Source organism: Agrobacterium sp. CG674 (assembly GCF_053521645.1).
Window position 1 is genome coordinate 128922 of the sequence record NZ_JBNWDZ010000007.1, and the last position, 14473, is coordinate 143394.

General features: G+C 56.4%; 13 protein-coding genes. 11 read left to right on the forward strand and 2 right to left on the reverse strand.

All coding sequences use genetic code 11. The annotated features are described in order from the left end of the window. Positions 1-24: 24 nt before the first annotated feature. A complete protein-coding gene (locus ACQZ51_RS18375) occupies positions 25-906 on the forward strand; it encodes a 3-hydroxybutyryl-CoA dehydrogenase (RefSeq protein ID WP_042619967.1) in 882 nt (293 codons plus the stop codon). Between the two features lie 12 nt (positions 907-918). Here the strand turns inward: ACQZ51_RS18375 and tlpA are convergent, their stop codons facing one another. Beyond that, positions 919-1587 carry a thiol:disulfide interchange protein TlpA gene (gene tlpA / locus ACQZ51_RS18380; protein ID WP_448779411.1) on the reverse strand — a complete coding sequence of 223 codons (669 nt, stop codon included), beginning with the start codon at positions 1585-1587 and terminating at the stop codon, positions 919-921. A 23-nt stretch (positions 1588-1610) separates the two neighbouring features. Here tlpA and argH point away from each other — a divergent pair, with 23 nt between their 5' ends. From argH to ACQZ51_RS18430, 10 genes are all read left to right on the forward strand, one after another. Next, complete coding sequence (gene argH / locus ACQZ51_RS18385) at positions 1611-3011, forward strand: argininosuccinate lyase (RefSeq protein ID WP_448779413.1); 1401 nt, start codon at positions 1611-1613, stop codon at positions 3009-3011. A gap of 11 nt (positions 3012-3022) precedes the next feature. Further along, a complete protein-coding gene (gene lptM / locus ACQZ51_RS18390) occupies positions 3023-3346 on the forward strand; it encodes an LPS translocon maturation chaperone LptM (protein ID WP_448779615.1) in 324 nt (107 codons plus the stop codon). 11 nt (positions 3347-3357) lie between these two features. Further along, positions 3358-4626 carry a diaminopimelate decarboxylase gene (lysA, locus tag ACQZ51_RS18395; protein ID WP_448779414.1) on the forward strand — a complete coding sequence of 423 codons (1269 nt, stop codon included), beginning with the start codon at positions 3358-3360 and terminating at the stop codon, positions 4624-4626. Positions 4627-4780: 154 nt separating this feature from the next. Continuing rightward, positions 4781-7420, forward strand: a complete 2640-nt coding sequence (locus ACQZ51_RS18400) for a TIGR02302 family protein (RefSeq protein ID WP_448779416.1) — start codon at positions 4781-4783, stop codon at positions 7418-7420. A gap of 139 nt (positions 7421-7559) precedes the next feature. After that, entirely contained in the window at positions 7560-8615 is a 1056-nt protein-coding gene (gene rsgA, locus ACQZ51_RS18405) for a ribosome small subunit-dependent GTPase A (protein WP_448779418.1), read from the forward strand. Positions 8616-8776: 161 nt separating this feature from the next. Beyond that, positions 8777-9445 carry a response regulator gene (locus tag ACQZ51_RS18410; RefSeq protein WP_448779419.1) on the forward strand — a complete coding sequence of 223 codons (669 nt, stop codon included), beginning with the start codon at positions 8777-8779 and terminating at the stop codon, positions 9443-9445. Continuing rightward, on the forward strand, positions 9442-10851 hold the full coding sequence (locus ACQZ51_RS18415; protein WP_448779420.1) for a sensor histidine kinase: 1410 nt from the start codon (positions 9442-9444) through the stop codon (positions 10849-10851). Before ACQZ51_RS18410 ends, ACQZ51_RS18415 begins: the two co-directional genes overlap by 4 nt. Before the next feature lie 82 nt (positions 10852-10933). After that, positions 10934-11923 (forward strand): tripartite tricarboxylate transporter substrate binding protein, encoded by a 990-nt coding sequence (locus tag ACQZ51_RS18420; protein ID WP_448779422.1) that lies wholly within the window; start codon positions 10934-10936, stop codon positions 11921-11923. Positions 11924-11933: 10 nt separating this feature from the next. Further along, complete coding sequence (locus tag ACQZ51_RS18425) at positions 11934-12374, forward strand: tripartite tricarboxylate transporter TctB family protein (protein ID WP_448779424.1); 441 nt, start codon at positions 11934-11936, stop codon at positions 12372-12374. Beyond that, a complete protein-coding gene (locus ACQZ51_RS18430) occupies positions 12374-13903 on the forward strand; it encodes a tripartite tricarboxylate transporter permease (protein ID WP_448779426.1) in 1530 nt (509 codons plus the stop codon). The genes ACQZ51_RS18425 and ACQZ51_RS18430 overlap by 1 nt, the downstream gene beginning before the upstream one ends. Before the next feature lie 56 nt (positions 13904-13959). Here the strand turns inward: ACQZ51_RS18430 and comJ are convergent, their stop codons facing one another. Further along, positions 13960-14433 carry a competence protein ComJ gene (gene comJ, locus ACQZ51_RS18435; RefSeq protein ID WP_448779428.1) on the reverse strand — a complete coding sequence of 158 codons (474 nt, stop codon included), beginning with the start codon at positions 14431-14433 and terminating at the stop codon, positions 13960-13962. Between the last annotated feature and the right edge of the window lie 40 nt (positions 14434-14473).

Below are 14473 nucleotides of genomic sequence, written 5' to 3' on the forward strand. Positions count from 1 at the left end.
CATGCCCTACAGGAGAACTACACCATGACAGCCCCTATCAAGAATGTCGGTATCATTGGAGCCGGTCAGATGGGGTGCGGCATTGCGCATGTTTCGGCACTGGCCGGTTACAAGGTTCACATTTATGATCTTGCCAAGGATCGTATCGAGGCAGGTCTTGCAACCATCAACGGCAATTTGGCCCGGCAGGTCAGCAACGGCAAGATGCAGGATGAGGAGCGCAAGGCAGCCCTCGCGCTGATTTCCGGCTCTTCCGACGTCAACGACCTTGCGGCGATGGATCTGGTGATTGAAGCTGCAACGGAGCATGAAGAAACCAAGCGCAAGATCTACGCTCAGATCTGCCCCGTGCTGAAGCCCGAGGCGCTGTTGGCAACCAACACGTCCTCGCTCTCCATCACACGCCTTGCCTCTGCCACCGACCGCCCTGAGCAATTCATGGGCATCCACTTCATGAACCCCGTTCCGGTAATGAAGCTGGTGGAACTTGTGCGCGGCATCGCCACCGGCGAACAGACCTTTGAGACAGCCAAGAACTTTGTTCGCTCGCTCGATAAGGCGATTACGGTGGCGGAAGATTTCCCTGCCTTCATCGTGAACCGTATTCTTCTGCCGATGATCAACGAAGCGATCTATACGCTTTACGAAGGCGTCGGCTCGGTCGAAGCCATCGACACGGCCATGAAGCTCGGCGCAAACCACCCGATGGGACCGCTGCAACTGGCAGACTTCATCGGCCTCGACACCTGTTTGTCGATCATGCAGGTTCTGCATGATGGCTTGGCCGACAGCAAATATCGCCCCTGCCCGCTGCTGGTTAAATATGTCGAAGCGGGCTGGCTTGGCCGCAAATCCGGTCGCGGCTTTTACGATTACCGTGGCGAGACACCGGTCCCGACACGGTAATCAACACCAGCCTTATTTCGCTTTTGCAAACTCCACGAGTGCCTTGGCGTCCTGGCTGTCCCAAGCCGCCGGGCCGTTCATGGAGCCGAGCAAGCATCCACTGTCATCGATCAGCAATGTTGCAGGAAGGCCGAATGCAAGGCCTTCCTTTTTCAAGGCGTTGAACACGCCCATGGAACTGTCGCGGTAGAGCTTGAGCGAATCGATCCCATATTCGCTCATAAATGTTCTCGGCTTCTCATCGTCACCCGTATCGATGTTGATCGTGACGACTTCGAAATTATCCGCGCCCTTTTCCTTTTCCAGAGCGTTCAGCGCAGGCATTTCCTCGCGGCATGGAACGCACCACGTGGCCCAGAGATTGAGAACAACGGTCTTGCCCTTGAAGTCTGCCTGGGACATCGCCGCCCCATCCGGTCCCTTAAAGGACAGCGGAACGACGCGTGGCCGCTCGCTTGCCGACATGGCCGCGACATCGCCCTTCAGAAATGGCTTCAAGGATGCAATCCGCTGTGCCGCACCCTCACATAAACCCGATTGTGCCGCGACTTCCCCTTGAACCTGATCTTCAGACCCAATAAGCCTGAACATCACGACGCCCGCGCCGCAGACGATGCCGGCCAGGGCAGCAATTGCAACAAGTCTGGCGGAAGGAAGCCTGAAAGGCCTTTTTTCTGTCATTGAATACTCCAGGGCAGGCAAACATGGCTGATGGCACCGAACAGAAATCCTCCAACCAGATGTGGGGCGGACGTTTCGCTTCCGGTCCCTCTGCCATTATGGAAGAGATAAATGCCTCAATCGGCTTCGACAAGAAGCTTTATGCGCAGGACATCCGCGGCTCAATAGCGCATGCCACCATGCTTGCCGCAAAAGCCATTATTTCTGAGGAAGATAAAGACAAGATCATTCACGGCCTGAACACGATCCTGTCAGAAATTGAGGCGGGCTCGTTCGTTTTCTCGCGCAAGCTCGAAGACATTCACATGAACATCGAGGCGCGCCTCGCCGATCTCATCGGCCCGGCAGCTGGACGTCTTCACACGGCACGTTCGCGCAACGATCAGGTCGCGCTCGATTTCCGCCTTTGGGTGAAAGAAGAACTGCAAAAGACCGAAGCCATGCTGACGGGACTGATCGCGGCCTTCTTGGATCGCGCCGAAGAACATGCCGATACCGTCATGCCGGGCTTTACCCATCTCCAGACCGCCCAGCCGGTGACCTTTGGTCACCACTGCATGGCCTATGTGGAAATGATCGGCCGGGACCGCGCCCGTGTTCGCCACGCCATCGAACATATGGACGAAAGCCCGATTGGCGCTGCCGCACTTGCCGGCACTGGATACCCTATCGACCGCCACATGACGGCAAAGGCGCTCGGTTTCCGTGAACCGACGCGCAACTCAATCGATACTGTATCGGACCGCGACTTTGCGCTGGAGTTCCTATCAATTGCGTCGATCTGCGCCACGCATCTGTCGCGTCTGGCCGAAGAAATCGTCATCTGGTCGACACCGCAATTCGGGTTCATCCGTCTGTCGGATGCCTTCTCAACCGGCTCCTCGATCATGCCGCAGAAGAAAAACCCTGATGCTGCAGAGCTTGTTCGCGCCAAGACCGGTCGTATCAACGGGTCGCTGATCGCTCTTCTCACCATCATGAAAGGCCTGCCGCTGGCCTATTCCAAGGATATGCAGGAAGACAAGGAACAGGTCTTTGATTCCGCGGAAAGCCTGGAGCTTGCCATCGCGGCCATGACGGGCATGGTTCGCGACTTGGAGGTGCGTGCCGACAAGATGCGCCAAGCGGCCGGTTCCGGCTACTCGACCGCCACAGATCTGGCCGACTGGCTGGTGCGTGAGGCAGGTCTACCCTTCCGCGATGCCCACCACGCTACCGGCCATGCCGTCGCCCTTGCGGAAAAGAAGGGATGCGATTTGAGCGACCTTTCGCTGGAAGACTTACAGTCCATCAATCCGGCGATAACGGCTGGCATCTTCGATGTTTTGTCGGTTGAGGCCTCTGTCGCCAGCCGCACCAGCTTCGGCGGTACAGCACCATCGGAAGTGCGCAAACAGATCGCCTGGTGGCGGACCAAGAACTGATCTTGGCCAACGTGCAGGGCACCGTTCAGCCGCAGATGCCCCGCACGGCAACGTTATGCCAGCATCAAAAGAAACAGGGTGCACAAGTGCCCTGTTTTTCGTTATCAGGAATGCAGAGATTTCCTTTGGATAGGCCCATGTTTTTAAAAACCTTGCGTAGTTTCATTGTTCCAGTCGGCATGACGCTTGCCGTCGGCCTCGTTCTTTCAGGTTGCGGCCGCAAAGGCGATATCGATCCGCCGAGCACGCCCCGGGAACAGCGCAACATCCGCTCGACGGATGACAAGGTGCAGCCAACACCAGAGCGGCCGTTTATTCTCGACAAGCTTCTTTAAGGTCAATCGCTGTGAACCATTTTCACTATATCGACGGCGTGCTCCACGCCGAAAACGTTGCTGTGCCTGAAATCGCCAAGGCTGTCGGCACACCGTTCTACGTGTATTCCACAGCGACGCTGGAGCGGCATTATAAAGTGTTTTCTGACGCATTTGCCGATGTGGATGCGATGGTTTGCTATGCCATGAAGGCAAACTCAAACCAGGCCGTTCTCAAAACGCTGGCAAAGCTTGGCGCTGGTATCGATGTCGTGTCTGGTGGGGAGTTGCGCCGCGCGCTGGCGGCAGGTGTTCCGGCAAGCCGCATCATGTTCTCAGGCGTTGGCAAGACCGTTGCTGAAATGGATTTCGCGCTGAGTGCTGGCATCTACTGCTTCAACATCGAGTCCGAACCAGAGCTGGAGGTGCTGAACCTGCGCGCCGTCAAGGCCGGCAAGAAGGCTCACGTTTCCTTCCGCATCAACCCCGATGTCGATGCTGGTACCCATGCCAAGATTTCGACGGGCAAGAAGGAAAACAAATTCGGCATCCCCTATGAGCGCGCCCGCGCGGTCTATGCCCACGCAGCCACCCTGCCCGGCATCGAGGTCAGCGGCATCGATATGCATATCGGCAGCCAGATTACTGAATTGCAGCCGTTCGAGGCTGCATTCCGATTGCTGCGTGCGCTTGTGGAAGCACTTCGCGGCGATGGCCACACGATCAGCCATGTGGATATTGGCGGTGGCCTTGGTATTCCCTACCGAGACGATAACAATCCACCACCCCTGCCGGACGCCTATGCCGACATCGTCAAGAACGAGCTGAAGAGCCTGAACTGCAAGATCGTGACAGAGCCCGGCCGCCTGATTGTCGGCAATGCGGGAATTCTGGTGACGGAAGTCATCTATGTGAAGGATAGCGGCGAAAAGACATTCGTCATCGTCGATGGTGCTATGAACGACCTCATCCGCCCAACTTTGTATGAAGCCTATCACGGTATCCGGCCTGTTGTGCAGCCCATGCCCGACGCACCGCGAATCAAGGCGGATATTGTCGGCCCTGTCTGCGAGACAGGCGATTATCTGGCGCTCGACAGAGATATGGCAGCACCACAGCCCGGTGATCTGATTGCAGTTAGCTCCGCCGGTGCCTACGGCGCCGTTCAGGCCGGAACCTATAATTCTCGCCTGCTGGTGCCGGAAGTTCTGGTCAAAGGCAGCGAGTTTCACGTCGTGCGCCCTCGCGGAACTTATGACGAACTGATCGCTCTGGATTCTGTGCCCGCCTGGCTTGAGTGATCACAATTGAGCGAATAGGCCTTAAAAACGGGGGTTAGCGTCGGCTTCCCCTCGTCTTCGCCATAAAGAGTGTTATCCTGACGCTCGTTGCACGGAATTGTTTTGCTGTCTCGGGATGGTGAAATCGGGTGGCCAGAACCGGGAGAGCGGATTAATGACCACATCGGTTAAGGGCGGAAAAGGGGCTTTCCAAGACAGGCCTGACCTTGCGCGGCGCGTGGCATCCAAACGTCTGATCGCAAAGCTGGTTATTGTTTCAGAGCGGATCGCACCCAAAACCCTGTTCCCGCTTTCCATTGCCGCACTGTTCGTCTCCCTGTCATGGTTCGGCCTTTACCGGCAAATGCCAGATGTGCTGCGCCTCGCCATCATTTTCATTCTCATCTTTGCCTTCATCAGTTCGCTTCTGCCAATTGCTCGCCTTAAATGGCCAACGAAGGACGAGGCCTCCCGCCTGCTGGAAGAGCGCAATGGTTTGGCTCACCAACCGGTCGGCGTCCAGGAAGACGAACCCGCCTTCGATACGCCTTTTGCCCGCGCACTTTGGAAAGAGCACCAACTGCGCATGGCAAAGCGGATTGCGGAGCTTGATGCGGGGCCGCCTAGGCCTGACATCGCCCGCCAAGACCCTATGGCGCTGCGCGCCATTCCAGCGCTTGTACTGTTTGCGGCTTTCGGCTTCTCGTTCTCGAATGGTGCCGGGGACTTTATCGATGCCTTCCGGAACCGTCCCTCAGGCGGGCTGACCAATCCGGATATTCGCCTCGACGCCTGGGCCACTCCGCCCTCCTACACCGGACGCGCGCCCATTTTCCTCACAGGCAGCAATGCCGCAACAAATGATGTAGTGTCTCTTCCGCAGGGCTCAAGACTCACCATTCGCATGACAGGCGGGAGTGGCGAAGAGGTCATTACCTTTGAGCCGGATGTGGGTGGAGAGGTGAAAACGCTTATCCCCGAAGGCGCTGAAAAGGCCGATGCGCAGACCGTCGCGACAGCTGAAACCAAGGACGCTTCTGCGCCACGCGCACCACGGACCTATGGCATGGATGTGTCAGAAAGCGGCTTGGTGGAAGCGAATGGCCAGCGTTGGCGGTTCAATATCATCCCTGATCAAACTCCGACGATCGCGTTTGACAATCTGCCGCGCCGTGCGGTGAATGGTGCACTGGAAATCGGCTTTACCGCCAAGGATGACTACGGCATTCGTGAGGCCCATGCGGTGATTGAACCCATTGGCGTCGAAACAGGCGCCACGCCGCTATATCCCCCGCCAGAATTCAAATTGGACCTGCCACGCCAAAATCCCCGTGACATGAAGGGTGTGACCAGTCGCAACCTGACAGAACACCCGATGGCTGGCAAAAGGGTGCGGATAACCCTTGTCGCGACCGATGGCGCCGGACAAATCGGTCGTAGCCCTCCACAGGAATTGACGCTTCCCGGCAGGAATTTTTCAGAGCCTCTGGCCGCATCCATTGTGGAGCAGCGCCAGATCTTTTCACTCGACACACGCCAGATGCCCAAAGCCGTCGCCTTCAACGAAGCCGTGGGCATGAGACCTGCCGAGACAATTCCAAACTCCACGCATTACCTTCTGCTGCAGTCTGCACAGACACGCATGAAGCTTGCCTATAATGAGGAGATGCTGAAAAACACCGCCGATTACCTGTGGGAAATCGCACTCGGCATTGAAGACGGTGATCTTTCACAAGCCGAGAAGCGACTGCGCGATGCACAGGATGCCCTCGCGGATGCCATGGATCGCAAAGCGGGCGACGAAGAGATCGCTAAGCTGATGCAGGAGCTTCGCGACGCCATGAACGAGTTCATGCGTGAACTTGCGCAACGCATGCAGAACGCTCCACAGAACAACATGAACCAGCAGGCGCAAAATGTTCTGCGTCAGCGCGATCTGGAAAATATGATGAACCAGATAGAAAATTTGGCCCGTTCTGGTAACCGCGAAGCAGCACAGGAAATGCTCTCGCAATTGCAGCGCATGATGAACAATCTTCAGGCCGGTCGTCCCCAGCGTGGGCAGCAAGGCCAACAGCAGCAACAGAACAGCCAGTTGCGCCAGCAAATAGACAAGCTTGGCGAGATCATGCAGCAACAGCAGAAGTTGATGGACGAGACCTTCAAGCTGGATCAGGCACTGCGTGATCGCATGCAGCGAGGCGATCAGCCTGGGGCGCAAGAAGGTGGCGAGCCGCAAATGGGTGAGAACGGCCAACAGGGCCAGCAACAGCAGAACCCGACCGACCAGATGACGGCCGAGCAGTTGCGTGAAGCCTTGAAGAAGCTGCGCCAGCAGCAGGACGGACTTGGAAAGCAACTCGGTGAATTGCAGCAGGGTCTGCGCGATCTGGGTATGGAGCCCGGCCAGAACTTCGGCAAGGCCGAGCAGGAAATGAAGGGTGCAGGCCAGGCGCTTGGCGATGGACAAGGCGAACAGGCAGTCGAAGGACAGGGTAACGCCATGAATGCCCTGCGCCAAGGCGCGCAGGATATGATGGGCCAAATCATGCAGGCGATGCGCCAGCAGGGCCAGCAGCCCGGCCAAGGCCAGGAAGGCATGATGGGACAGGGCGGCCAGAACGGTCGCGATCCGCTTGGAAGGCCGCGCGAAAGCAACGGCTCGGATTTCGGTGATAATCAGGTCCGGGTTCCCGATGAAATCGACGTTCAGCGCGCCCGCGAAATACTGGAAGCCATCCGAGAGAAGCTGGGGAACAACCCGCCCGGCGAGATCGAGCGTCGATATCTCGAGCGCCTACTGGACATTCAGTAAGCTGTACAGCGGAGTGTCCGACGGCGACAACCTGATCTCCTGCGCAAACATCTTGCTAGATGATGAGAACGGTGCTGTGTCTGTGGCAGTTGCTCTGTTTTCAGTATAGAACGCAGCATCAACAGCTCAATCATGCCGTATGCCCTGCGCGCTCGATAACAAGGATCACGATTTGGCCCTTTCCAACCCGCCACTCTCACTGGACACGCTGGGATGGTCAGATTTCTTCGCAGATCAGGTCAAGCCAGATGAGATGGACCTGATACCCGCGCGCATTGCCTCTGTTCACCGCGCCCGTATTGAAGCTGTCAATGTCAACGGGCAAGTCGAACTTGATCTGCCTCCCAATTCCAACACCGCAGATTTTGCGGTGGGAGACTGGGTGCTGACTGACCCTGCAACGGGCATGTTCGTTCTGCGGCTGCAAAGAAAATCCGTGTTTCAACGTCGGTTGGAGGGCGGTCACGGCCATCAGCTTGCCGCAGCCAACATCGATACACTGTTGATCGTCACATCGTGCAACGCAGATTTCAACCTCACACGGCTGGAGCGTTATCTCGTCATGGCCAATCAGGCTGAGACAACCCCCGTCATTGTGTTGACCAAGGCTGACACCACTGACGACGCAGCAACGTTTCAACAACAGGCAGAAGCGCTTCAGCGCGATCTGCCCGTCATCGTCCTGAATGCACGTTCAGCCGATGCGGTCTCCGCGTTACGGCCGTGGTGTGGTGAAGGTCAGACTTTGGCTTTGGTTGGCTCGTCGGGAGTCGGCAAGTCAACGCTTGTCAACACGCTTTCAGGCCTTGGACCGGACGCAATGCAGAAGACCGGGACCATTCGCGAGCAGGATGCGAAAGGACGCCATACCACAACGGCACGATCACTCCATGCCATGTCCAATGGCGGCTGGATCATAGATACGCCAGGCATTAGAACACTTTTTGTCAGTGATGCCAGCGACGGTATCGATACCCTGTTTGCGGAAATAACGGAACTTGCCCCATCATGCCGATTTCGCGATTGCACCCACGCCCATGAGCCGGGATGTGCCGTGCAAGCCGCGGTGGCGCGTGGCGAAATCGACGGCGACCGTGTGAAACGCTGGCGCAGCCTTTTATCCGAAAATCGCGACAGGACACCCGTTGCCAGCGGGCCGAAGGGCAATAAAACGATCAAAAAAAAGAAATACTGAGCGCCTGCAATTGATCGCCGCCAACGGTAGATCGCGCGCGGCAAACGCCGAACTGTGGGCAGGAAAGCGATTGTAATCTCTCAGCACTATTGCTCGAATAAATCCGTTGTTTAGAACGCGAAAAGCTTAGGCACTATCATCCCGTTCAAGCGGAGCTGTTGATGAAGATATTGCTGATTGAGGACGATACCGAGCTTGCGGAGTGGCTTCTGAAAGCATTGGCTCGCTATAACTTCATGACTGAGTGGACGGAAGATGGGGCCATCGCCAACCAGCGCCTCCAGACAGAGGAATTTGACGCGGTCGTACTCGATCTGGGGCTTCCGGAAATGGACGGTCGGTCGCTGCTATCGACCATGCGAGCGCGTGGAGATGCCACGCCAACGCTTATCCTCACAGCAAGAGACACATTGGCTGAACGAATAGAAAGCCTCCATCAGGGCGCCGATGATTTTCTTGCAAAGCCTTTCGCTGTCGAGGAGTTGGAGGCGCGATTGGTGGCTCTCGTGCGCCGCTCGCATGGCAAGAACGCTGGCACGTTTTCATCCGGTCCGCTGAGCTACCATTCTTCCGAACAGCGTTTTTCCCTTCATGGAGAGCCACTGGAACTGACACCGAGGGAGCATTCGATGCTGCGTATTCTCCTGCAACATGCGGGAGAGCCCATGTCGAAACAGAAAATCATCGACCGGATGTTTTCCTATGACGTGGACATCCAATTGGACGCTGTGGAAGTCATCGCCCACCGTCTTCGCAAGAAGCTGGGCGATGATGTTCACATCCGCACTCTGAGGGGCCTCGGTTATGTTCTCGAGGTCGACCCGACGTGAGAGGGCAAGCAGGTCGCCGACTGATTGTCACGCTCGTCATGTGGACTCTGCCCGCTTTGATGCTTGGCATGGTGTCTACGCTCTGGTTCAGCGCCACCACAATCAACGAACTTGCAGACAGTGCCTATGATCGCTCTCTGGCCGGTGCAATACGGGCCATCGACGCCAATATTTCCACCGAAAGCGGGGGCGTGGGCGTTGAACAGCCTTACCAGCTTTTCAAATTTTTCGAGCTGACGGCTCAGGGCGCTGTCTATTTCAACGTCTATACCGATGATGGCCTGGTTCAAATCGGCGATGTCCTGCTTCCACCTGCTCCAGCCCTTGCGAAAGGCGAGCTGCGGTTTCAGGATGAAACCTATCTTGGTCAGGAAATCCGGCTCGGCTCACTGAAGCGCCCTCTTTCGCCAAAGCTGCCGGACGGAACGCAGATCATCATTCAGGTTGCAGAAACGAAAGGATCGCGCCTCGGCTTTCAGAATGAATTGATCACGCGCGCCATTCTTCGTGACCTTCTGGTCATTGTGGCTCTATCCGTTCTGCTGGCTGCCGGTGTTTATGCGGCAGTTAAGCCACTTAACCGGCTGCGTGAAGCAATCGACAAGCGGCAACCTGATGATCTGACATCCATTGAAGTGGCGTCTCTGCCGCTTGAAGTGCGCCCATTGGTGGAGGCGGTCAATCGGCTGATGCAGCGCAATGTCGAGCAGGCCGATCAGCAACGGCACTTTCTGGACGATGCCTCGCACCAACTCAGAACCCCAATGGCAATCTTAAGAACACAGATCGATGTTGCGCTTCATCAGACGGAACTGGACGAGGTTCGAAAGACGCTGACATCATCACGCGATGTGCTTGACCGCTCTGTCCGCACGACGAACCAGCTTCTGGCACTTGCCCGCGCGCGAACATCCCATGGCTATGACACATATCCGCAGGAGCGAATATCGCTTGAAGAGACCATAGCCGACACTGTCCGAATGTTGTGGTCTCGCATCCGTGCGCGGCGCATGGAATGTGTCTTCGACCCGCCGCCCTACACTGTGCATGTTCGCGCCAATGCCGGGCTTTTGCAGGAGGCACTCGTTAATATCATCGATAATGCGATTGCTTATGCGCCACCTAAATCCGTCATTTCCATTCGACTTCTGACCGACGAGCAACATGCCATCATCGAGATCACGGACGAGGGTCCTGGTATGAGCGCAGAAGAGATTTCCCATGCGGGCACCCGTTTTAGACGGGGTTCCACAAAGAGGTCTGGCGATGGCAGCGGCCTTGGTCTGGCAATTGCCTTGACCGTGGCGCGTGCATCCGGCGGAACGATGGAGGTGCGCAATCGCGCAGACAAAAGCGGGCTCATCGTCTGCATCTCCTTGCCAAATCTTGACTCGTCCCCGCTTTGAAAGCTGATTGAAAGCTGCGATCAGATATAGCGGAAGCAATGCGGATGGAGGTCCGCATTCTTGATTTCCGGAGGAGATTTTTATGAGCGCCTATATTCGCGCAGCGTCCGCGGCCGCTATTCTATCTGCTGTTTTCACTGTTCCAACTATCGCGCTTGCGGAACCCGCAAAACCCGAATGCATCGCACCGGCCCAGCCTGGCGGCGGCTTCGACATCACCTGCAAGCTTGCCCAGGCATCCCTGCAGAAGTCTGGCGCACTCAAGGCACCATTGCGCGTCTCATATATGCCCGGCGGTATTGGCGCAGTTGCGTATAATGCCATCGTTGGCCAGCGCCGCGCAGAACCCGGCACGATCGTTGCCTTCTCTGCCGGCTCGCTTCTCAATATTGCCCAAGGCAAATTCGGCGCATATTCTGAAAAAGATGTTCGCTGGGTTGCCAATATTGGAACCGACTACGGCGCAGTCGTCGTGCAACAGGACAGCCCGCACAAATCCCTCACCGAGCTGATGGCTGCCATCAAAGCCGATCCGACTTCTGTCATAATCGGTGCAGGTGGCACCATCGGTAGCCAGGACTGGATGAAGGCGGCAATGGCAGCACGGGCTGCGGGCGTTGATTACAAAGCCATGCGGTTCGTAGCGTTCGAAGGTGGCGGTGATTGCGCGACGGCTCTTCAAGGCGGCCATGTCCACGTCTGCATGAACGATGTTGGTGACAGCCAGGCGGCAATCGATGGCGGCGCACCGCTGAAACTTCTCGCCATATTCTCCGAGCAACGCCTTACCGGGAAGCTGGCAAATGTGCCGACCGCTGTCGAGCAGGGTTTCGACATCAAATGGCCCATCGCACGCGGGTTCTATGTCGGACCAGAGGTTAGCGATGCGGATTACAAATGGTGGGGCGATGCTTTTGCCGCGACCATGAAGTCTCCAGAATATGCAAAGCTGCTTGAGGAACGCAATCTGTTTCCATTGCCGATGACGGCGGACGAAACCACTGCATTCGTCAACAAACAGGTCGCCGCATATAAAACTCTCGCAGCCGACTTTGGCCTGACGACAAAGTAGGATTGCAACGATGACACAGGATCGCTTCCTCGGCGTCGCAGCGCTAGCGTTGGCCGCTTTCATGATAGCCTATGGCTACAATCTGCAAGCGCCATTTGCCTACGAACCGGTAGGACCACGCGCATTTCCATTGATGGCCGCAGGCGCCATTACGATATGCGGATTGCTGCTAGTGCTGAAACCCGGGCAAGCGGATACGACAGAAGGATCGGGCATCAGCCGCCCGATCCTCGTTCTTGCTGTTTGCCTTATGGCCTACGCTCTCCTTTTCCAGCCACTCGGCTTTGTCCTATCGACAACGGTGATGATGGTTCCGATTGCGATGGTGTTTGGAGCGCTGTGGTGGCAGGGCGCAATCACAGGTGTGCTGCTTGCCGTTTCATCCTACCTCCTCTTCGACAAAGTTCTTGACGTTATCTTGCCTGTTGGACCCCTGGGGGGAATGATCTGATGGAAACCCTTTCTTATTTGGGCCATGGCTTTGGCATTGCGCTGCAGCCCACAAATCTTTTCCTGGCAGCGATTGGGGCCGTTGTCGGCACCATGGTCGGCGTATTGCCCGGACTTGGACCGATCAACGCTGTTGCCATGCTGGTACCCGTTGTCTTTGCACTCGGCCTCACACCGGAGTCATCGCTGATCCTGATGGCCGCCATCTATATCGGCTCGGAATATGGAGGCAGAATCAGTGCAATCCTTCTGAACGTTCCCGGCGAAGCTTCGGCGGTCATGACCGCCATCGAAGGATATCCGCTAGCACGGCAGGGCAAGGCGGGTATTGCTCTGTCGCTATCTGCATGGACGTCCTTCGTCGGCTCGGCGATCGCGACCGTTGGTATCGTACTGGCGGCTCCCGTTCTGGCGCGTTGGGCGCTCGCCTTTGGCCCTATCGAATATGTTGCGCTGATGGTGTTTGCCTTCGCATGCCTGACAGGCCTGCTGACTGACCAGCCGGTCAAGGCACTGCTTGCCATCATGCTTGGCCTTGCAATTTCGACAGTGGGCATTGACGCAAATTCCGGCGTCTATCGCTATACATTCGGCTCCCCCAATCTCGTGGATGGCGTCCAGTTCGCAACCGTCGTCATCGGGCTCTTCGCCATCAGCGAACTCCTGATCATGCTTGAGAGCATGAAAGGTGGAGCCGCTCCGCGCATCAAGCAGCTTGGGCGACCGCTTTTCAACCGTGCAGAGATGAAGTTCACCAATGCTGCAACACTGCGTGGATCTCTGATTGGGTTCTTCGTGGGAATCCTTCCCGGTGCTGGAGGAACGGTTGCCTCTGCACTCTCCTACACGACCGAAAAGCGCGTGGTTGAGCGCAGTGATCCAGAGGGCAGCCGTTTTGGTAACGGTGATATGCGCGGTCTCGCATCCGTTGAAGCCGCCAATAATAGCGCTTCGAACAGCAATTTCATCCCTATGCTGACGCTAGGTATTCCAAGTTCGGGGACTACCGCCATCATGCTCGGTGTGCTCACCCTCTACAATATCACACCGGGACCTGCCCTTTTTCGGTCGCAGCCCGATCTTGTATGGGGCCTGATTGCATCACTGTTCATCGGCAACGTCATCCTGTTGGCAATCAACATTCCCCTGGTCGGCCTGTTTGCAAAAATGCTGTCCGTGCCAGCCTGGGTGCTTGTGCCCTTCATCGTGGTCATCAGCACTATCGGTGTTTATTCCGGCAAATCGACAACGTTTGATCTGGTGCTGATGGTCGTGCTTGGCGTGGGAGCCTATTTCCTAAGACGGTTCGGCGTACCCATGGCGCCGCTCATTCTCGGGCTCGTTCTTGGAAAAATACTGGAACAGAGCTTGAGGCGGGCACTCTCCCTCTCTGCGGGTGACGTGGCGATCCTCTGGTCCAGCCCAATCTCCATCGCACTGTGGGTCATGGCTGCTGCTGTCCTGCTCACACCGCTGCTCATGCCACGGTTTAGAAAATGGCGGGAAAAGAGTGTGGTGGAAACCGACTGAGCAAGCGCACATACTCGATCCGATCGGACCAGAGATGCAAAAGCAGATACGACTTGTCAGGTGCACTGCGCATCCATACGCAACACCTGGTCCGTCGCAAGTCTGCCCTGCTTTAGAATTGCAAAGGATCGATCGGCAAACTTTATAAACGTTAGCACGAGAACATAGGTATATCCCGCGCCCTCCATTGCAGAGCCGGGCAGAGCTTGAAACACTAGGCCATAAAGGCCTTTTGGCACGAAGACGTCACGCATATTTGTGACCGTGCCAATCTTTAAAAGTGAGTCGACCTCGAAAGGAACCTGAACCGCCCACTCAGCGCCAGCATCCAGTTTTAGTTCGTCACAGACATCAATTCGGAGAACGCACTGCCCATCGTGATCCGGCACTCCGAAACCTACAATACCTTCCGACCAGGCAAAGCCTTGATCTACGTGATCATCATCCCACAGCAAGCCCGGCAGTTGCAGATTAGCGTGTTGAACGACAAGTTGGGTATACAGTATCGTTAAATCAAATTCCGTAAGCACAGCAAAAATCTCACTGCTAGAAATTATATTCAGAACATGG